The sequence below is a fragment of the Acidisphaera sp. S103 genome, from assembly GCF_009765975.1.
Classification (GTDB): Bacteria; Pseudomonadota; Alphaproteobacteria; order Acetobacterales; family Acetobacteraceae; genus Rhodopila.
This window is the reverse complement of record NZ_LMUJ01000060.1, coordinates 149,499-168,715: the sequence shown is the minus strand read 5'-3', so window position 1 is coordinate 168,715 and position 19,217 is coordinate 149,499. Positions and strand designations below refer to the sequence as shown.

Sequence of the window (19,217 nt, the reverse complement as noted above, 5' to 3'; positions counted from 1 at the left end):
GGCCTTTCCCGCCACCGTTGGCGTCAGCCCTGTGTCACCTTCGGTTTGCGCGGGCTTTTTGGGCCGATGTCGACGGCGGCAGGCTGCACGTCGGGTGGGATCGCCTCCTCGGGTTGTGCTGGCACGGCTTTTTTTGGCTTTGCGACGGTCTGGCGGGTCTTCCGGCCAGCTTTGGCGGCCGGCTCAGGCATCGGGCGCTGCCATATAAGGGCAATGGCAAAAACGAGCAGGAACAAAACGCCGAAGGATACGATTGACGAGAGCAGGCCAAACTCGCCGTCCAGGCAAGCCCACATCAGCGCGGTGACAGAGTTCCAGTCGAGGATGTAGGCGACCAAAAAGACCCCGGCCGCAATAACCGCGATCGGTCCCAGACGCCGCGTCGCGAGGCGCGTGCGGGCAGACGCCTTGGATGGAACGGACCGCTTGCGCTTGCGGGAACCCTCTGGCGACTCCGGGGCTTTCTTGCGACGACTCGTCGCGACGGTGGGCGATGGCATGCGTCCATCCTGCCCACGTCATCGCCTTCGCGAAAGCGGCGACATCGCCTCTGCAACGACCATGCCCCGGGAAGGCCGCGGCCCTGGCGATTTTCCCCGATGTGGCGCATGATGGACGAAATCGAGTTGCGGGCCACCGCTGCCCGCTTGACGGAGATGGTGCGATGAACGTCCAGGTTACGTCCAGGCCGCTGCCGCAGCCGGCCAATCAGTCGAAGCTGGCGACCGCCGACTGCGATATCCATCCACAGCGCAACAACGACAAGGCGCTGCATCCGTATCTCTCGGCCCGCTGGATTGAGCATATGCAGATGTTCGGGTCTCGCCCCCGGCAGGCATATCAGGCGGGGCCAGCCTATCCGAAGGGCCAACCGAACGCGTCCCGCCGCGATGCGTGGCCGGCGGGTGGGCGGCCCGGAAGCTCACTGCCATTCATGCGCGAACAGCTACTCGACAATAATAACTGCGTGCTCGGCATCCTGAACGCCACCGGCGACAACGGGCAAAGCTACCAAAACCGCGAATTTGGTGCCGCGGTCTGCCACGCCATGAACGAATGGCAGTTGCACGAGTGGCTGCAGCCGGAGCCGCGGCTGAAGGGTTCCATCGTCGTCCCGTACGAAGATGCCGAGGCGGCAGTCGCGGAAATCGAACTTTACGCCACCAACCCGCATTTCGTGCAGGTGCTGATGCTGAGCCGCACAAGTGAACCACCCGGTCAGAAGCGCTACTGGAAGGTATATGAAGCCGCCGCCGCGGCCGGGCTGCCGGTCGGCGTGCATGCGTTCGGCTTCGGCGGGTATCCCGTCAGCGGTGCCGGCTGGCCATCCTACTATATCGAGGACATGGTCGGCCACGCGCAGTCCAGCCAGTCGTTCCTGACCTCCATGGTGATCGAGGGTGTGTTCGAGCGTGTGCCCAATCTGCGCCTGGTGCTGATCGAGGCCGGTTTCGCCTGGGTACCGTCACTGGCATGGCGGCTAGACAAGATCCGGAACCGGCTGAAGGTGGAAACACCGCACCTGAAGCGGCTGCCGTCCGAATACATCCACGACCACGTCTGGCTGACGACCCAGCCGATGGAGGAGCCAGCGAATCGCGCCCACGTGCTGGACGCCATCGACTGGATCGGCTGGGACCGGCTGCTGTTCGCGACCGATTACCCGCATTGGGATTACGATGATCCGACCCAGGTGCTGCCCATGCCGCTGCCCGAGCAGAAGAAGCGGGATTTCTTCCTGAACAACGCCGTGGCCTTGTACGGGCAGGGTTAGACCGGCTTTCGGGGCCGCCTCAACGGGTGGTCACATGGCTTGCCCATTTTGCGTTGTGGCCCGTGTCGGCCTGGTCCGGTAGCGCCTGTTCGGCCGACCAGACGGTGCCGGTTATCGGGCGTACCAGCCTGGGCTTGTCCTGGATGGCCTGCCGGGATGCGGCTTTCCCAGACAAATGCCGATCGATTGCGACCGCGACGGATTGGGGGGATTGCTCCGTCATGCAGCGCGCCGTCTGGAAGCCACGCGGGCATTGGTCCATCCAGGTTTTATTGTTCCACCAGCACCCGCCACAAAACGTCGGGTCGATGTTCACGTTTCCGGCATAGCCAAAGTAATTGGACGGCGTCGGCCCGAAGACAACACAACTGTCCACGCCAAGACAGCGTGCGAGGTGGACAAGGCCGCCTTCATTGTCGACGTGCAAAAGTGCACCGCCAATCAGCCCCGCGGCCTCCTTCAGGGAGGTTTGGTCGATGAGATTGAGGTCGACGTTGTCCAGCGGCTGGCTGGTCGCGACGCCGATTTGGACAAACCGAAGATCGGGCCGTTTCTGCCGCAGCAGTGCCACGACGGCCCCAAAATGCGGATAACATTTTGTCGCTTGACCGCTTGCGGTGAAGAAATCTGGATCGAAGCCGTTGTGAATCGTGACGTAGCGGCCTGGTGTCAGGCCATGCCGCTCTGCCATTCCGGCGGTCACCGGCAGATTCAGACGATCGCCGCCATAGGGTATGCCGACCATGCTATGAAGGAAATCAGCGCGGTTGCGATTGGCATAAACGGCCTTTTGCGCGAGGTAGCTATCCATGTATGGATGATTCTCAATAAACGGCTCAATTGTCGGACGAAATCGGATCGCGTTGCATGCGGCTTCCACAAGCTTGGGATGTGAACGGAGGTGCGTCCAACGCGCCGAGTTTTCGTAAAACGTCACGAATTGATTGACCCGGGCCGCCAGGTCGTAGTCGGACAGGGTAAAGTCGAACAAAAGATCGTCGTAACAATCACGCAGGCCCTCAACCGCGCCAAATACCCACTGCGCTCGTCCTGATTGGCTACAGTAGATGTCGAAATCGAAGCCGCCGACATGGGCGGACAAGTCGCGCAGGAACCGGGCGACAACAAGGGCGTCCCCCAGGCCACCGGTGAATTTGATGCCGAGGAACGGCATTTGATTCCCTGCTTTTGTCCTCATGTCCATGATTTTTTGGACGTCCGCTTTGTGTCGCGCAACGCTGCGGGCCTGGCGGGCAGCAACGGGCAACCTTTGCGTGATCAGACGGGCGACATAATATAGGGCGGAAAACGGGTTACCGGTTTGTTCGCGCATGTCCCGATAAATCCGGGCAACACGTTTGGCACGCTGCGCCGTTTGCGAAATAGCAGTCATTCAGCCCTTTATTATATCTGACAATTACGTGAACACTGAGTCGAACGAGATTTCATGACCTCGCTTCGTTACCTGATTCGCCTCTCCCATAACACCCACTTGCATGATGGGGTAGCCCAAATCGGGTGAATTGATGACGCATGTCGCTACCACTTACGAGTGAAAGACGCTTACGCTATCCGGGACGTCTTGCCGTGATGCCGATAATATTGCTTCCTATTTCAATAGGAGCCGGCGTTTGCCGCTCACGATTTCGTTACTATCCGAATTTTTAGATGGCATTTAGTTTACGACCGGTCCACCACCTAGCGTATCGTCTTCTTAGCAATGGTCGCGCGGAACACCTGGCCCGAAAGTCAGCAGGCCAGTTCGACCCTTGATGCCATTAAACCTCAACGGGCTTGGTTTTCAACCATGGGTCGCAAATATAGGTATGGAAGCGTCTTGCGTTGGTACGGTGAGGTGTGGTCGAGGGTTGGGGGGACATGATTCCGGCCATGGCGGTGTGACCACGGCACTAAAGTGGCCCTTCGTCGCATTTCTGGTATTTCGAACCAGACATGTTCGTAAGGCGTGCGGAGGGCTATGGTTCGCAAGGCCATCGGTGAGCGAATGGGCCTGAAAATGCCAATCACATGTTTTTGATTGCGAAGGTCCCTTTCCGACAAAAGTCGGCATGTGGAATAGACACGCCACGGCTAGTCATTCTCGAGCACCTCGGGGTAACTATGAAAGGGTGCGTTTGATGCTTCGGGATAGGTTCATCAAGACCTATGACACTCTCGGTTTGCGCGGTAGTGCGTTGGGCCGACTTATATTTTGGTTGGTTCGCGCGTTTTATCGGGTTGCTCAGCGGTTTCGCCGGGCTGGTAGAATTCTACTGGGCGATTTTCCGGCCACGCGCCCGGAATCGGCATTTCTTGAGACCGATAGACCAGATGCGGCCGAGGGAATGATTGCCTTCAGAGTTGGTGGTGGTATCGGGGATCACTTGATTGCCGCCCGACATATTCGTGATCTGATTGCCGCGGCTGGTGAGTTCCGCTTCGATGTCTACAGCTCCAGGCCAGAGGTGGCCAGATGGATTTTCAGCACGATGGCTCAGTTCAATCGATGCTACGATGACTATTTTTCTTGGAATGATAGGCAGAATTACAAATATTATGGACTGGCGATGACGGTGACGCAATTTATTACGATACAATATGAATATATCAAATGGGGCAGAATTAATAGAGAGTGGCCCAAATTGGTAAGTATATGTCAGAATATTGATCGGTTTCGTCACTCTCGCCACTTGAACGAGATCATTTCCGTCCACCCTTATCTCGACGGATCCCTCGGTGCCAAAGCGATGTTTACAAATTTGAATCGGAATAATTTTGTCAGTGCGATGTCCGGTATTCCCTACGGTGGACACAGGTTGGAAATTGCGTTCGATGAATCCTTGAGCCAAAAATTGGGTCTGCTACAGCGCCCTTATCTAACGATTCACAATGGATTCGATGCGGAATTCCATTCCACCGCTGACTTGGTGAGTAGGTCAACAAAAGCCTATCCTCATTTCGCTGAACTTCTGAAAATACTGCGCGCCCGCCGTGGCGATCTGTTCGTGGTGCAACTCGGCTCGCAGACCAGCCAACCGATTGAGGGGGTCGACGTGCAACTGATCGGCGAGACAAAGCTTGCCGATGTCGCGGCAATCCTATCTGGCAGCATGCTCCATATTGACAGTGAGACCGGCCTTGTGCATCTCGCCGCATGTGTGGGCACTGTCTCGTGCGTCATGTTCGGGCCGACTCCTGCCGCCTATTTCGGGTACGATGAAAACATCAATATCGCTCCGCGTGTTTGTGGCGGTTGTTGGTGGACCACCAAGGATTGGATGATCAACTGCCCACGCGGCTTCAAGGAGCCGATCTGCTTGTCGGAGACATCTCCGGAAGCGGTGGCCGATGCCATCCTTCGGCATCTCGATCGCCGCGAAGTTGATGGAGGTCGCTTGACAGACCTGCCTGCGATGAAGCAGCGCTCCGGCCTACCGGCCGTGTAGCGCTCCAGTTGACGACCGATCGGAGGGCCGGCAAACTTCTAGTTCAAGGTGAGATCGCATGTGATGCGAGTGTTCGACTTCACCGGCTTTTCGAAAATTCTGGCGGATCAATTGCTGAATTCGTCGACACCCAACTATTGTGAGAAGTAACTCTATGCTGCGACATGCTGTGAAGCAAGCTGCTTTGATGGTCCCGTCGGTTCGGCGGCTATTCGAACAACGGGACGCCGCTCGGTCTGAACTTGCCGATCTCAAGGACAAGGTCGAAGCCTGGCGCGTTGCCTTGCGGCCGACATTGAACGCCGATGACATGATGCCCGATTGGTTCCTGCCGCCCGGTCCATATTTGGCAGGGGCGCCGCAGCGCTACACGGACAACTACGATACCTACATTGCGCGGGGTGGCGTGATGCGCCCGGCAGAGGATGTTGTTGGTTTTGTGCGGCGAAGCCCCAAATATGGATATGATCGTGCGCGATTTTATTTTCTTTGTCTTGTTATCGATTTTATTTCCGTATCCAAACTTACCGGCGACATGGCTGAACTGGGGGTCGATAAGGCAAATTCGGCGAGCGTGTTAGCCCGAGCGGCCAAACGCCTCGATAAACAGATCTATCTGTTCGATACGTTTGAGGGATTCTCGGAGCAAGACTTGGTTGGTGATGAGGTCAAACATCGCGGTGGCTACGCTGATACCTCGTTCGACCAGGCTAAGGAAAATGTACCGGGTGACCATGCTCACTTCATACGAGGTTATTTTCCCGAGACTGCTGCCCAGGTGCCAGATGATACACAATTCTGTCTGGTGCATCTGGATTGCGATCTGTACAAGCCATTCTGTGCTGCTCTCGAATTTTTCTGGCCGCGCCTTGTTCCTGGTGGCTTTTTAATTATGCACGACTACACGTCCTTGTACTGGGAAGGTGTCGAAAAGGCAGTTGACGAATTTTTTGCCAACAAGGATGAATTAGTCATCCCTATTCCCGACATGTCCGGCACGGTGGTAGTGCGCAAGATGAAATAGGATCAGGCGGCATCCTGTGGGCGGGAATGAAGCACTATCCACAAGTCAGCGACTTCAATACGATCAGGCGGCTAAATCGGCCTGCTCTTGGGGGATCGTGGCCCGATCTGTACGGCGGCGTCCCACGATTGCACGGGATGCATTTATCGACAATGTATCTATTTGCCTGAAGATAGCAATCGCGGCGCACAAGCACAGCGTGTAGGGAACCAGAGATAAATAAACGGTGGCCTTGGTTGGCATACCGCGCGCCAGCAAAAATCTATCCGTTGCCCAAAAAATCATGAGTAACGGGAAATGTGTAAGATATAGAGGGAAAGAAACACTTCCCAGGAATCGGAAAAATCTATTGGAAAGAAGCATTTTAGCCTCAGGCGACAGAAAAATCACGCAGAATATTAGCAGGGCGGCAGCGCATTTTTGCACGGAGTACGAAGATTGCGCAGGAACCATGAAGCTAACACGCGCAATCCACTCAGCCCAGGAAAAATAGACATTGTTTGACGCCGCAATCGAGATAAAAAAACCTCCTGACAGAACTGCAAGGGTGACAAGAATTGGCATGTTAAACCGAATGCGATTACGAGCATGAAACATCACAAAGCCAACGACGAACGGAAACAGAATCGACCGTAGTGTTAGAAGAAGTGCAATAAAAACTGCTAAAATCACAACGCACTTGGAAAATCGCTTTGACGCGGCAAGGGTTAAAACAACGAGGCTGCCATAAAATTCTATACTAATGGTCCAGAGAGGTCCAATAGTGAAGGCGTGCTGCCTTATCAGCATACCAAGCCACGGAACATTCAAGAATAATGAGCTGTCCCGATGCCCGAGCAAGGGCATGAACATAAAAATATCAGTGAGAAACTTCGCTGCCACGGATGCGGTCAATTTGGATGCTGGCAAAAGGCCGCATACTTGTGGGCTGAAGGGCAATAGGATTATCCATACCCCGAAGGCAAACAGGCATGCAGCCATGCTTGGGATGAATAGCCGTGCGGCGCGAGCCACAATTAACCGTGTCCAGCGGGGAAAGTCGCTATTCGCCCACCCTGCGAGCCCCACACCGCTAATGAAGAAGAAGATAAAAACGGCAAGTTGCCCGTCAAACGCCACTAATGCGGGACCGTAAGGAGCGTCAAAGCCGAATGCCGGGCTGAGATGAAACAGGCAGACTTGAACAGCCCCGATTCCTCGCAGGCCGTCCAACCACTCTATCCGTGTTCCGCGTTGCAATTGGTCTCCCTCTCCCCACCGGGTACTCATCGAAGCACCGCGACACGTAATACCCAAGTCAAGGGTAAGGGCCTCTATCCTCTGATCCAGAACATGTCCACCCGTGCCGTCGCTACGACCCTGCCACGGCGTCCAACCTCACGATGCTTTGCGATGCCGCGCGGAATGCGTAGCCAACCGTCTAGTGCCATTGGAGCGCGTCGATGATCGAATATCGTATCGAATCTACATTTAAGGCGAAAATCAACATATGCCACCGTGGTCGTCTCTGCCATATCAATCAACTGATTCAATTGACCATCCCTCTCCCACTCCCTACCCTCATCCGTTGGAGCACAACCGATGAACATGCCCATCCCACCGTCCAACCGCTTCCCGCACTTCCACGGACGGACGCAGCCATTCCCGGCGGCACCGCCGCCGCTGCCCCCCGGTCTCGACGCCCGGTCGGCGGCCGTCCTCCGCGAAATCGTCGAGCAATACGTCGCCACCGGCGAACCCGTCGGCTCCCGCACGCTGGCTCGCCGCCTGCCCATGACCCTGTCGCCCGCCACCATCCGCAACGTGATGGCCGACCTGACCGACGCCGGGTTGCTGTTCGCCCCCCACACCTCCGCCGGCCGCCTGCCCACCGACCAGGGCCTCCGTCTCTTCGTCGATGGCCTCCTGAACTTCGGCGACCTGACCGAAGACGAACGCGTGTCGATCTCCGCCGCGCTGGCCGCGTCCGGCCGAAGCCTGGAAGACACCCTGGCCGAGGCCAGTTCCCTGCTGTCCGGTCTGTCCGCCGCTGCCGGACTGGTCCTGGCGCCGAAGTCGGAAGGCGCGGTGAAGCACATCGAATTCGTTCCCCTGGGACCCGGCCGAGCGCTGGTGGTGCTGGTGAACGCGGATGGGCAGGTGGAAAACCGGGTGATCGAGACGCCACCCGGCCTGCCGCCCTCGGCCCTGCAGCAGGCCAGCAACTACCTGAACGCCCGGCTGTCCGGCCGGCCGCTGGCCGAACTGCGCCGGCTGGTGGCCGAGGAGATCGCCGCCAACCGCACCGAACTGGACGCGCTGTCCACCCTGGTGGTCGCCGCCGGCCTCGCCACCTGGACCGGCGAGGGCCGCTCCGGCAGCCTCATCGTCCGCGGCCAGGCTCGGTTGCTCTCAGACGTTACCCAGCTCGACCGGCTGACCGCGATCCAGGCGCTGTTTGAGCGGCTGGAAGCGCAGGAGACGATGCTGCGCCTGCTGGAACTGGCCGAACAGTCGGATGGGGTGCGGATTTTCATCGGGGCGGAGAGCGGCGTGTTCAACACCTCCGGCGTGTCGATGGTGGTGGCGCCGGCGCGCAACGACGGCGGCCGGATCGTCGGCGCCATCGGGGTGATCGGCCCGACCCGGATCAACTACGGCCGGATTATCCCCGTCGTCGATTACACCGCCAGGGTGATCGGGCAACTGCTGGGTTGAACAAACGACTCGAAACGGGTTGTTCTTCGCCGCCGTCTTCCCTAACTGATGGCCGCAATCTCCGTTGAACCTCAGCCAGACCAGGATACCATGTCAGATCAGACCGCGGCCGAACCGGATGCCGCGCCCCCCCAGGAACCTTTGACGGCCGAACAGATGATGCAGGCGGCGGCCGACCGCATCGCCGCGCTGGAAGCCGAACTCGCCGAGATGAAGGAACGCTGGATGCGCGCCGAGGCGGAAAACGCCAACGTCCGCAACCGGGCGAAGAAGGACGTCGACGACACACGGCAGTACGCGGTGCAGAAATTCGCCACCGACGTGGTCGAGGCGGCGGAGAACCTGAAGCGCGGCATCGACAGCCTGCCGCCACCGTCGGACGACCAGCCGGCGATCGTCGCCAAGGTCCGCGAGGGCCTGGATGGCGTCGAACGCAGCTTTATCAGCACGCTGGAGCGGAACGGGATCAAGCGCGACGACCCGGTCGGCCAGCCGTTCGACCCCAACCTGCATCAGGCGATGGCGGAGCAGGAGAGCGAACTCCATCCCCCCGGCACGGTCATCCAGGCGTGGTCCCAGGCCTGGACCCTGAACGGACGCCTGCTGCGTCCCGCTATGGTCGTCGTCGCCAAGGCGGCGACGGAGGAACTCGCCGGCCCCGGGAAGAGCTGAACTGGCGAAGGCCTGATAACGGCGCACAATCGGACGGAACGGAACGGAAAAATTGGCTTTAACCCTTGTCCCGGCCGCGTCCGTCTCATACATCCTGGACTATTCACAATAGGGACAGCGTTGGTGCTTCGGGCCGCCGCCGTCCGCTGAAAGGAGCATATTCGAATGAGTAAAGTGATCGGTATCGATCTTGGTACCACCAATTCCTGCGTCGCTATCCTGGAAGGCAAGGACGTCCGCGTCATCGAGAACGCTGAAGGCGCCCGCACAACCCCCAGCATGGTGGCTTTCGCCGACGGCGGTGAACGTCTGGTCGGCCAGTCGGCCAAGCGCCAGGCCGTCACCAACCCAAGCAACACGCTGTATGCCATCAAGCGCCTGATGGGCCGCCGCTACGACGATCCGTTGGTCGCCAAGGACAAGGGGATGGTCCCTTACACCATCGTCCGCAACGACAACGGCGACGCCGCGGTTGACGTCAAGGGCACCAAATATTCCCCCAGTCAGGTCAGCGCGTTCATCCTGGGCAAGATGAAGGAGACGGCGGAAGCCTATCTGGGTGAGCCGGTGTCGCAGGCGGTCATCACCGTCCCGGCGTACTTCAACGACAGCCAGCGTCAGGCGACCAAGGATGCCGGCCGCATTGCCGGCCTCGATGTGCTGCGTATCATTAACGAGCCGACAGCCGCCGCGTTGGCCTACGGCATGGACAAGAAGTCCGCCGGCACCATCGCGGTCTACGACCTTGGCGGCGGCACCTTCGACATCTCGGTGCTGGAAATCGGCGACGGCGTGTTCGAGGTGAAGTCCACCAACGGCGACACGTTCCTGGGCGGTGAAGATTTCGACTTGCGCATCATCGACTACCTGGCCGACGAGTTCCGCAAGGAGCAGGGCATCGACCTGCGCAAGGACAAGCTGGCGCTGCAGCGGCTGAAGGAAGCCGCCGAGAAGGCGAAGATCGAGCTGTCTTCCTCCAAGGAGACGGAAGTCAATCTGCCATTCATCACCGCCGATGCCTCCGGGCCGAAGCATCTGGTGATGAAGCTGTCTCGCGCGAAGCTGGAATCGATCGTCGACGATCTGATCAGCCGCACGCTGGAGCCTTGCAAGGCGGCGCTGAAGGATGCCGGCGTCACCGCTGGCGAAATCCAGGAAGTGATCCTGGTCGGCGGCATGACCCGCATGCCCAAGGTCATCGACGCGGTGAAGGCGTTCTTTGGCAAGGACCCGGCTCGCAACGTCAACCCTGACGAAGTCGTGGCGATCGGTGCAGCGGTGCAGGGCGGCGTGCTGAAGGGCGACGTCAAGGACGTGCTGCTGCTGGACGTGACGCCGCTGTCGCTGGGCATCGAGACGCTGGGCGGCGTGTTCACCCGGCTGATCGACCGCAACACCACAATCCCGACCAAGAAGAGCCAGACATTCTCAACCGCTGACGACAACCAGTCAGCCGTGACCATCAAAGTGTTCCAGGGCGAGCGCGAGATGGCCGCGGACAACAAGCTGCTGGGGAACTTCGACCTGACCGGCCTGCCGCCCGCCCCGCGTGGCGTGCCGCAGATCGAGGTGACGTTCGATATCGACGCCAACGGCATCGTCTCTGTCCAGGCGAAGGACAAGGCCACCGGCAAGGAGCAGCAGATCCGCATCCAGGCCAGTGGCGGTCTGTCGGAAGCCGACATCCAGCGCATGGTGAAGGAAGCCGAGGCCAATGCCGAGGCCGACAAGCTGCGGCGTGAGACGATCGAGGCCCGCAACCACACGGAAAGCCTGGTCCATCAGGTCGAGAAGAACCTGAAGGAACATGGCGACAAGCTGGGTTCGCAGGAGAAGGGTGAGGCTGAGGCCGCCGTGGCCGCTGCCAGATCCGCCCTGGAAGGCACCGACACCGAAGCCTTGAAGCAGGCGTCGGAACGGCTGAGCCAGGCGGCGATGAAGATCGGTGAGGCGATGTACAAGGCTGAAGCCGCGGCCGGCCAGCAACCGCCGGGTGGTGATGCCGAACCGCAGGCTCCGCATGACGACAAGGTCGTCGATGCCGAGTTCGAGGAAGTCGACGACAAAAAGAAGAAGTCGGCCTGATTTGGTCGGCTTGCCAGAATGATGGGTCGCGCCCGCGCTTCTTCGAAGGCGGGCGCGATTTCTGTTTCAGGTGATGGATTTTTCGGGGCGCATCAGGGGCGCGCCACGCTATAAAGGGCTGATATGGCCAAGCAGGATTATTACGCCACGCTGGGTGTGGCGAGGAACGCGAGTGCGGACGACCTGAAACGGGCGTACCGTAAGCTCGCCATGCAGTTTCACCCCGATCGCAATCCTGGCGACAAGCAGGCCGAGGCTCGTTTCAAGGATGTCAGCGAAGCGTACGACATCCTGAAGGACGACCAGAAGCGCGGCGCCTACGACCGGTTCGGCCATGCGGCGTTCGAGCAGGGCGGCGGTGGGGGCCCCGGCATGGGCGGATTCGATTTCTCCGCCGGCGGCGATCTCGGCGATATTTTTGCCCAGATGTTCGGGACCGACAGGCGTGGCGGCCAGCGCACGCGCACCGGCGCCGATCTGCGACAGGGCGTGGAAATCAGTCTGGCCGAGGCATTCAGCGGCACCAAGGTCAATCTGCGCGTACCCACGCGGGTCAAGTGCGAAAGCTGTGAGGGCAGCGGCACCCAGGATAAAGGCCGTACCGCGGATACCTGCCCGACTTGCCATGGCGCGGGAAAAGTGCGGGCGCAGCAAGGATTTTTCCTGATCGAGCGTACCTGTCCCACCTGCGGCGGCCAGGGCCGGGTGATCCGCAACCCGTGCCGTGTCTGCCAGGGCGCCGGCACCGTGCAGCGGGAGCGCAGCCTGTCGGTGGCAATCCCGGCGGGTGTGGAGGATGGCACCCGCATCCGCCTGAACGGCGAGGGCGAAGCCGGTGGCCAAGGCGCCCAGAACGGCGACCTGTACGTGCATGTCTCGGTCCGGCCACATGAATTCTTCCAGCGCGAGCAGGCCAACATCCTGATGCGCGTGCCGCTGCGGATGACCCAGGCGGCGCTGGGCGACGACATCGAAGTGCCGGTGGTCGACGGATCGCGGGCGAGGGTCAAGATCCCACCCGGCACGCAGACGGGGGAACAGTTCCGGCTGCGCGGCAAGGGATTCTCCGTGCTGCGCAGTGCCGCACGCGGCGATATGTTTATCCAGGTCGCCGTTGAAACACCACAGAACCTGTCGCCGAAGCAACGGGAATTGCTGGAGGCATTCGAGGCCGAAGCGTCCAAGGGCAGCAAAGGCAGCCCTGATCATGAGGGGTTCTTCGCCAAGGTGGCGGCTTTCTTCGAAGGCGGGCGGGGTTAGGGCGCGATCGTGTCCCTGACTGGAATCGTCGCGTCGGGCGCCCGCGTATAATTGCGTTATCGTCATGGCCGGGCGTGTCCCTGCCATCTTCGCACCGGCCGGCGAAGCGCGGATGGCTGGCCGGGTGGAAACGCTCTAAGCCGAACGAACCCAAGTGCCCGCGGCGTCGCCAGATTCGGCCAGACGCTGAAAATAGCGCTGCATCGCGTCGGCCTTGGTCACCGCACCCGTCGCCCAGCAGAAATGTACCAAACCCCGCCTACTGGCTGGATCGGCCTGCTGGCTGGCAAGGCGTACATATGCCGAAAGCAATGCGGTATCGACCGCGCGTCGGCGATAGGCGACATAATTGGCGATCGCCTGGTCCGGGAAAGGCAGCGATTCACGGCCGCACAACGTCAACCGGTTATGCAGGACCCGGCCCATCAGTGCCAGCATTGGCCCATGCCGCCGCAGATTTGGTATGCCCAGCGCCCCGAAATTAAAGCCCAATTCAGACCCGGGTGAACAGCCGTCAGCCCGTATCAGTCCGCTCCCGACGACATCGGAGGTAGCAAGGGATTCGGTCGGCTCCTCCACGGCGGTCATTCGGTCGGACAGAGCGATCGCCTGAAGCACCCCGCTGACGGGAAGGTCGAAAATGATGTCGGTGTCGACATACAGCAGCGGTTGAAACGCCCCAGCATCCGGCCAGCGGCCGATCGTCAGGCGGGATGCCATGTAACCGAGCCGATCGCTGGCGGCGGTGGGCATCACCACCAGGGTAGCCCGCATGCCAGGCGGGACAAGCGCGCTGATCTCTGCCGTCGTTTTGTCGGTCATCACGACGATGGCACCGTCGTATGCGCCGGTTGTCACCAGCGAGGCCAGGCTCAGGGCGAATTGCCGCATGATCGTCGTATCGCCAAACACTGCGAAATAGATCAAGGGGCGGTATCGGTAAATGCGGTCGAGGCGCCAGGCCTCTGGCAGCAACGTCAACTGGTGGGGCCACTCCGATAGATCGAAGGGCAGGTTCCAGCATAGATCGACGTCGAGTGCGCCGATGCGTAGCCCGAACCCGGGTGTCAGCACGCCAATTTGCGGCTGCTTCGATGCACCAGCCGATTCGACCAGCCACTTCGCGGCAACGACGTCGCGCAACGCCGCCAAATCGTCCGGACCGATGGCCAGGAAACGCCCCTCGCACCCGGGATCGCCCCCCGCCAGCGCGATACGGTCGCCCCCCGCCAAAGCTGTCAGGCTGTTGCCGCCACGCGACAAATTCAGGCTGCGATGATCCGGCGCACGGGAAATCGTCCAGCCTGCCAGTGGGCCGCCGTCCAGCATGACATGCAGGGCGTCCTCGTCATCGCGCATGAGATGGCCGACATCGGCCTGGAGCACTTTGCCCAAGTCGCCGATTTCCAGCACGTCCACACCGTCGAACGGTCCGGTCACGGAACGATGAACCAGCGCGCCGCGTACGCGCTCCCGACACACCACCGTGCCATGCCAGGTCAACAGGTGAGTCATCACACGATCAGTCGTTTCATTGCCGGATGGCGTGCGAAGGCAGGCGCCGTGGCAACCCGGCGCGACACCCTGGTCTGGCAGCCTTCACCCAGCGGTCGCCAATCGAGTCGCCAACGACTCCTGAAACGCCTCCATCATCATAAACCCCGGATCCGCTCGGCATGACGCTTCTGTCTCCCGCAGGATGTCATCGTCCGACTTTGTCAGGTCCAGTGGCTCCCCATGCGGTTGCGGCACATGGAACGGCGTGTCCAGGTAGGCTTCGACGGTGTTGCCTTCCGGGTCCTTGAAGTAGCACGACCAGGCATTGCCGTGCGACGTGACCCGCATGTCGGTGGCGCCGTTGTCCAGCGCCCGCCGATGCACCACCCGCAGATCGGCCAGCGAGTCTACCATAAAGGAAATCTGGTTGATCGGATTGAACCCGGACGTGTCCGGCCGCCCGCCGGCGAGGACAAGCTGGTGATGGTTGCCCGGACTGGCGCTGAGGAAGGTCAATTCCATCCCATTGCGAGCCTTCCCGCTGTCGGTCACCATCAGCCCGAGGACAGTGGTGTAGAACTCTACCAATCGCTTCTGGTCATGTGCGTTGATGCCGACGTGGGCAAGGCGGGCGTGGATCGTTCCCATGGTGGTTCCCCTTGGTTTGACTTTACACCATTCAATGTCGCTGTTGTCGGTTGTGCAAGCATCGTGTGATGAGAAAACCAAGTGTTGCCTGCCTTGTCCATCGCCTTCCCTGTCTTCAACCTGATCCTGATCGGCGGAATCGGCGGAGAAGCCGCCTGGCTCGCCGATTGAGGCGCCCCGCGGGTCAGGCCGGCCGGATCGCGAACATGACGCGCGCATGCCGGGCGAACAGGTCCAGGATCTGTTTCCACGGCCGGTATTTTCGGTTCAGCAGCCGCATACCGTGCTCGTATTCCTCGCCGCCGACGATCGCGGCATGCGCGGTGGTCCAGGAACCTGTCACCCGTCCGCGCGCGTCGCAGGGGGCGATCTTCACAACGCCCGTGCGCCGTATGCGCTTCGCCTTCCCGGAATCGGCGGTGGAATAAACATAAAGCTTCGGCCGGCCGGAATCAGTCGGTTCCGCCGCGAACCATACTGGCGTGCGCACCCCTTTACCGGTCTTGCGGTAGGTTTCCAGATTCAGATACCGCTTGCCCTCAAAGGCATCCAATCCGGCCGAACTGTCCATCGCCTGACTCCCGTCTCATCGCCCGCACCGGCACACATGCCGTGGCCGAAGAAAGTGCCTGAGACCATCATACAACGACCGTATCGTCCGCGTCCTGGAACGCCTTCGCGAACGTGGCCGACGATATCACTGCCAGGGACTGTCGCAACGCGGTCGCTTGTTCCGGTCCGAACGTGGCCTCGAAACGATGCTGGGCCTGCCGCCACAATCGTTGTGATTCGTCCAGTTTGGCCGTTCCCACCGCCGTCAACGTGACCAACCGGCTGCGTTTATCCGCGGGGTCCACGACGACTGTGACGAAGCCATCCCGTTCGAGCGGTTTCAAATTGTGCGCGAGCGCCGACCGGTCCAGCACCAGGGCCGCCGCCAGATCCCCCATCGTCGGCGTCCCAGCGCGAGCGATGTGCATCAGAATCGACCGCTGCGTCGAGCGCAGCCCGCAGGGCGCCAGGACCGCATCGTAAAGCTGGGAAACCCGACGTGTCGCCTTGCGCAGCGCGGTGCCGTTGCAAACCGACTCCGGCAGCGTAGCCACCGCCAATTGTTTCCGTGCCATCGGACTATTTGCTCCATCGTGGTGGGCAGGCCTCTTGAACAACATAGGCATGTGCCCATAATCTTGCGATATGTGCATATGCCAACAATTGCCGGCGGGCGCCTTGTGGCCAGGCCAGGCCGGCGCACCCGCCCACACGGTCAACTGAAGGAACAGACAACGATGCGTCTTCTTGTCGTCGGAGCCGGTTCGACCGGTGGCTATTTTGGTGGCCGGTTGGCCCAGGCGGGCCGCGATGTGACGTTTCTGGTACGCCCCGCGCGCGCCGAACGGCTGCGGGCGAACGGGTTGCAGATCGTCAGCCCGCACGGCGACGTCACGTTGACCCCCAAGCTGGTCACCGCCGGCACGATCGAGGCGCCCTACGACGCCATTCTGCTGACGGTGAAAGCCTTCTCGCTGGAAGCGGCGCTGGACGACCTGGCGCCGGCTGTCGGGCCCGAAACCATGATTCTGCCCGTGCTGAACGGCATGAAACATGTGGATGCCCTGATTGCGCGGTTCGGTCGGCAAGCTGTCGCCGGCTGCGTCTGCAAGGTGGCCACGATCGTCGACGATCAAGGCCGCATCGTGCAGCTCAACACGCTGCAGGATCTTGCCTATGGCGAAATGAGCGGACTGCCCTCGGCCCGCACCGACGCCCTCGACAAACTCATGCAGGGCGTCGGCTTCGACGCCCGTCTGTCACGCACCATCGAGCTGGAGATGTGGCAGAAATGGATCCTTCTCGCCACGCTCGGTGGCATCTGCTGCCTGATGCGCGGCAGTATCGGCGAGGTCGAAGCCGCCCCGAACGGAGCTGTATTCGCTCTCGCGTTTCTCGACGAGGTGACCTCCGTCGTCACCGCCGCCGGTCACACCCCAACCGAGGCATTCCTGGTCGCCACCAAGGCGGCCATCACACAAAAAGCATCGCCTTTGACGTCCTCGATGTATCGCGACTTGCTGAAAGGCAGTCCGGTCGAAGCAGACCAGATCCTCGGCGATCTTCTGGTCAGGGGCCGCGCGCTCGGCGTTTCCACCTCGCTGATTGCCGCGGCATTCGCCCATCTGTCGGTCTACCAGGCGAAGCTTGCCGCAGCATGAGCGCGACAGACATGGCCGGCCTGATGCTTTACGCCCTTCTGATTCTGCTCTCGACCGTTCGGGATGCCCGGACCTCCGGCCCGATTGTCACATCGAAGCCTTGACACTCACGATTTCGTTAGATAACGATCCATCCATGATCACCTGCCGCCATCAGCACGCGAAGGCAAAAAAGTCCCCGTTCAAGGGGACTGAGGACCTACGCACGCGTTAAGCTTTGGCGTCACAGGATCGATCAGAACCCCGCCGGTTTGACGGGGTTTTTTTCTGCCATCTTTCCCGTCTCTCCGGCTTCACAGGAGGGCGAAAGACGATGAATCCCCTCAATGGTATCTGGCTGCCGCTGATCACCCCGTTCCGCGACGATCGACTGGATGAGGTGTCGCTGCGCCGCATGATCCGGCACTACGCAACGGAGCTGGTCGATGGCCTGATCCTGGCGGCGACCACCGGTGAAGGGCTGACCTTGGACGACGCGGAAACCGAACGCCTCGTGCGGGTCACGGCCGCGGAACTGGAAACGACCGGACCGCGCATTCCGGTGTTTCTCGGCGTGTCCGGCAGTTATACGAACAAGGTCGTCAAGGCTCTGGAGGCGACCGAGCGCTGGCCGATCGATGGATACCTGATCACGTGTCCTTATTACACGAGGCCGTCACAGGACGGGTTATTCCGTCATTTCTCGGCGCTGGCGGATGCCACGACCCGGCCCATCCTGATCTACAACATTCCGTATCGAACCGGCGTTAACCTGGGCAACGAGACGATGCTGCGATTGGCCGAACACGGCAACATCGCCGGGGTCAAGGATTGCTGTGCCGACGCGGCTCAGTCGTTTGATTTGTTGCGAGCCCGGCCGTCTGGGTTCACGGTGCTGACCGGCGAGGATGCTTTGTTCTACACCGCACTGACCCAAGGCGCCGATGGTGGCATCCTGGCCTCGGCCCATATCCAGACCCGGGGCTTCGTCGCGATCCGCGACATGCTGCTGCGCGGCGACCAGCCCGGTGCCCTGGCGGCCTGGCAACGGCTGGTGGATCTGCCGAGGCTGCTGTTCGCCGAACCCAGCCCGGCGCCAATCAAGCACTGGCTGTGGCGTGTTGGCCTGATCGATAGCCCGGAGGTGCGATTGCCGATGACCCCGATCACCGAAGCCCTGGCTGCTCGAATCGATCGGGCAATCGAGCGGAGGACGTCGTGACAACCCGTGAATTGTGCATGGTTTACCCACCCGAGCTATCCGGTGAAGGATCACTGGGGACAGACCTGCTGGCGTTGAATAACGCTGACGCACAGGCTTTGTCCTGGCTGGAGCCCAAACGTCTTGCCCATCTTGTGCAGCAGTCGTTCCTGGCGCGCAGGATTGGGCAAGCGGATGCTTTCCTTCTCGCGTTCGATCAGGACGCCGATTACGATAGTGTCAACTTCCTGTGGTTCCGCGCACGTTATGAGCGATTTGTGTATGTGGATCGGATCGTCGTCGCACCAGCCGCGCGCGGTCGTGGTTATGCCCGCCAGCTTTATATGGACCTGTTCCAACATGCGTCTCGGGCGGGTCATCGGCTTGTGGTCTGTGAGATCAATGCCGATCCACCCAATCCGGTTTCGGATGCGTTTCATGCCGCGTTAGGATTTGTGACGGTCGGTTCGGAGATCATCCAGGGGGGCAGCAAGACAGTCAGATATGCCTGCCGCGATATTGGCGCGCCGCCGAACGCGTTTCATGCAGATGGCTGAGCCCAATCTAGTGCGCTGGCTAGAACGACGTCGATCCGACCGGCGTGCCGGCGCCATCGCGCATCGTTCTCACCTGTGCGTCACGTCTGCCATTGCAACGATCGGGACCGTTCACCGACGCGCACACGCACTTCGGATTCACATCTGGTTCATGACGACCGCTT

The 19,217-nt window shown here is 60.5% G+C and carries 17 protein-coding genes; 10 read left to right on the top strand and 7 right to left on the bottom strand.

From position 1 onward, the window contains the following. Positions 1–23 precede the first annotated feature (23 nt). Complete coding sequence (locus GSQ89_RS19665; protein ID WP_158928318.1) at positions 24–500, bottom strand: hypothetical protein; 477 nt, start codon at positions 498–500, stop codon at positions 24–26. 164 nt (positions 501–664) lie between these two features. Here GSQ89_RS19665 and GSQ89_RS19660 point away from each other — a divergent pair, with 164 nt between their 5' ends. Beyond that, positions 665–1,774 carry an amidohydrolase family protein gene (locus GSQ89_RS19660; protein WP_158928316.1) on the top strand — a complete coding sequence of 370 codons (1,110 nt, stop codon included), beginning with the start codon at positions 665–667 and terminating at the stop codon, positions 1,772–1,774. A gap of 19 nt (positions 1,775–1,793) precedes the next feature. Here GSQ89_RS19660 and GSQ89_RS19655 read toward each other — a convergent pair whose 3' ends face one another. Continuing rightward, positions 1,794–3,167: a glycosyltransferase family 9 protein gene (locus GSQ89_RS19655; RefSeq protein ID WP_158928314.1), complete on the bottom strand. Its 1,374-nt coding sequence runs from the start codon at positions 3,165–3,167 to the stop codon at positions 1,794–1,796. Between the two features lie 745 nt (positions 3,168–3,912). Between GSQ89_RS19655 and GSQ89_RS19650 the strand changes: the two genes are divergently transcribed. After that, entirely contained in the window at positions 3,913–5,220 is a 1,308-nt protein-coding gene (locus tag GSQ89_RS19650; RefSeq protein WP_158928312.1) for a glycosyltransferase family 9 protein, read from the top strand. A gap of 154 nt (positions 5,221–5,374) precedes the next feature. Next, on the top strand, positions 5,375–6,244 hold the full coding sequence (locus tag GSQ89_RS19645) for a TylF/MycF/NovP-related O-methyltransferase (protein ID WP_158928310.1): 870 nt from the start codon (positions 5,375–5,377) through the stop codon (positions 6,242–6,244). Positions 6,245–6,307: 63 nt separating this feature from the next. Here GSQ89_RS19645 and GSQ89_RS19640 read toward each other — a convergent pair whose 3' ends face one another. Next, the gene (locus GSQ89_RS19640) at positions 6,308–7,456 is read right to left on the bottom strand and encodes an acyltransferase (RefSeq protein ID WP_158928308.1); all 1,149 of its coding nucleotides are present in this window, start codon (positions 7,454–7,456) and stop codon (positions 6,308–6,310) included. A gap of 369 nt (positions 7,457–7,825) precedes the next feature. Between GSQ89_RS19640 and hrcA the strand changes: the two genes are divergently transcribed. From hrcA to dnaJ, 4 genes are all read left to right on the top strand, one after another. After that, on the top strand, positions 7,826–8,941 hold the full coding sequence (hrcA, locus tag GSQ89_RS19635) for a heat-inducible transcriptional repressor HrcA (RefSeq protein ID WP_371734278.1): 1,116 nt from the start codon (positions 7,826–7,828) through the stop codon (positions 8,939–8,941). A gap of 90 nt (positions 8,942–9,031) precedes the next feature. Continuing rightward, the gene (locus tag GSQ89_RS19630) at positions 9,032–9,613 is read left to right on the top strand and encodes a nucleotide exchange factor GrpE (protein ID WP_158928306.1); all 582 of its coding nucleotides are present in this window, start codon (positions 9,032–9,034) and stop codon (positions 9,611–9,613) included. 165 nt (positions 9,614–9,778) lie between these two features. Next, positions 9,779–11,698 (top strand): molecular chaperone DnaK, encoded by a 1,920-nt coding sequence (gene dnaK / locus GSQ89_RS19625; RefSeq protein ID WP_158928304.1) that lies wholly within the window; start codon positions 9,779–9,781, stop codon positions 11,696–11,698. 123 nt (positions 11,699–11,821) lie between these two features. Next, a complete protein-coding gene (gene dnaJ / locus GSQ89_RS19620; RefSeq protein WP_158928302.1) occupies positions 11,822–12,958 on the top strand; it encodes a molecular chaperone DnaJ in 1,137 nt (378 codons plus the stop codon). A gap of 135 nt (positions 12,959–13,093) precedes the next feature. Here the strand turns inward: dnaJ and GSQ89_RS19615 are convergent, their stop codons facing one another. The 4 genes from GSQ89_RS19615 to GSQ89_RS19600 all read right to left on the bottom strand — a co-directional run bounded on the left by GSQ89_RS19615 (position 13,094) and on the right by GSQ89_RS19600 (position 16,230). Beyond that, positions 13,094–14,473 carry a hypothetical protein gene (locus tag GSQ89_RS19615; protein ID WP_158928300.1) on the bottom strand — a complete coding sequence of 460 codons (1,380 nt, stop codon included), beginning with the start codon at positions 14,471–14,473 and terminating at the stop codon, positions 13,094–13,096. A gap of 84 nt (positions 14,474–14,557) precedes the next feature. Further along, on the bottom strand, positions 14,558–15,103 hold the full coding sequence (locus tag GSQ89_RS19610) for a VOC family protein (RefSeq protein ID WP_158928298.1): 546 nt from the start codon (positions 15,101–15,103) through the stop codon (positions 14,558–14,560). A 184-nt stretch (positions 15,104–15,287) separates the two neighbouring features. Beyond that, a complete protein-coding gene (locus GSQ89_RS19605) occupies positions 15,288–15,674 on the bottom strand; it encodes a PPOX class F420-dependent oxidoreductase (RefSeq protein WP_216856282.1) in 387 nt (128 codons plus the stop codon). A 67-nt stretch (positions 15,675–15,741) separates the two neighbouring features. Further along, on the bottom strand, positions 15,742–16,230 hold the full coding sequence (locus tag GSQ89_RS19600) for a MarR family winged helix-turn-helix transcriptional regulator (protein ID WP_158928296.1): 489 nt from the start codon (positions 16,228–16,230) through the stop codon (positions 15,742–15,744). Between the two features lie 162 nt (positions 16,231–16,392). Here GSQ89_RS19600 and GSQ89_RS19595 point away from each other — a divergent pair, with 162 nt between their 5' ends. From GSQ89_RS19595 to GSQ89_RS19585, 3 genes are all read left to right on the top strand, one after another. After that, positions 16,393–17,316, top strand: a complete 924-nt coding sequence (locus tag GSQ89_RS19595; RefSeq protein WP_158928294.1) for a ketopantoate reductase family protein — start codon at positions 16,393–16,395, stop codon at positions 17,314–17,316. A gap of 313 nt (positions 17,317–17,629) precedes the next feature. After that, positions 17,630–18,517, top strand: coding sequence for a 4-hydroxy-tetrahydrodipicolinate synthase (gene dapA, locus GSQ89_RS19590; RefSeq protein WP_158928292.1), 888 nt, complete (start codon positions 17,630–17,632; stop codon positions 18,515–18,517). Continuing rightward, positions 18,514–19,053 carry a GNAT family N-acetyltransferase gene (locus GSQ89_RS19585; protein ID WP_216856281.1) on the top strand — a complete coding sequence of 180 codons (540 nt, stop codon included), beginning with the start codon at positions 18,514–18,516 and terminating at the stop codon, positions 19,051–19,053. The genes dapA and GSQ89_RS19585 overlap by 4 nt, the downstream gene beginning before the upstream one ends. Positions 19,054–19,217 lie beyond the last annotated feature (164 nt).

Bases quoted from the DNA above. Each gene is read 5' to 3' on its own strand.
- GSQ89_RS19650 (WP_158928312.1), top strand. From the start codon at position 3,913: ATGCTTCGGGATAGGTTCATCAAGACCTATGACACTCTCGGTTTGCGC.
- GSQ89_RS19605 (WP_216856282.1), bottom strand. From the start codon at position 15,674: ATGGACAGTTCGGCCGGATTGGATGCCTTTGAGGGCAAGCGGTATCTG.
- hrcA (WP_371734278.1), top strand. From the start codon at position 7,826: ATGAACATGCCCATCCCACCGTCCAACCGCTTCCCGCACTTCCACGGA.
- GSQ89_RS19645 (WP_158928310.1), top strand. From the start codon at position 5,375: ATGCTGCGACATGCTGTGAAGCAAGCTGCTTTGATGGTCCCGTCGGTT.
- GSQ89_RS19655 (WP_158928314.1), bottom strand. From the start codon at position 3,167: ATGACTGCTATTTCGCAAACGGCGCAGCGTGCCAAACGTGTTGCCCGG.
- GSQ89_RS19615 (WP_158928300.1), bottom strand. From the start codon at position 14,473: ATGACTCACCTGTTGACCTGGCATGGCACGGTGGTGTGTCGGGAGCGC.
- dnaJ (WP_158928302.1), top strand. From the start codon at position 11,822: ATGGCCAAGCAGGATTATTACGCCACGCTGGGTGTGGCGAGGAACGCG.
- GSQ89_RS19665 (WP_158928318.1), bottom strand. From the start codon at position 500: ATGCCATCGCCCACCGTCGCGACGAGTCGTCGCAAGAAAGCCCCGGAG.
- GSQ89_RS19610 (WP_158928298.1), bottom strand. From the start codon at position 15,103: ATGGGAACGATCCACGCCCGCCTTGCCCACGTCGGCATCAACGCACAT.
- GSQ89_RS19595 (WP_158928294.1), top strand. From the start codon at position 16,393: ATGCGTCTTCTTGTCGTCGGAGCCGGTTCGACCGGTGGCTATTTTGGT.
- dnaK (WP_158928304.1), top strand. From the start codon at position 9,779: ATGAGTAAAGTGATCGGTATCGATCTTGGTACCACCAATTCCTGCGTC.
- GSQ89_RS19600 (WP_158928296.1), bottom strand. From the start codon at position 16,230: ATGGCACGGAAACAATTGGCGGTGGCTACGCTGCCGGAGTCGGTTTGC.
- GSQ89_RS19630 (WP_158928306.1), top strand. From the start codon at position 9,032: ATGTCAGATCAGACCGCGGCCGAACCGGATGCCGCGCCCCCCCAGGAA.
- GSQ89_RS19660 (WP_158928316.1), top strand. From the start codon at position 665: ATGAACGTCCAGGTTACGTCCAGGCCGCTGCCGCAGCCGGCCAATCAG.
- dapA (WP_158928292.1), top strand. From the start codon at position 17,630: ATGAATCCCCTCAATGGTATCTGGCTGCCGCTGATCACCCCGTTCCGC.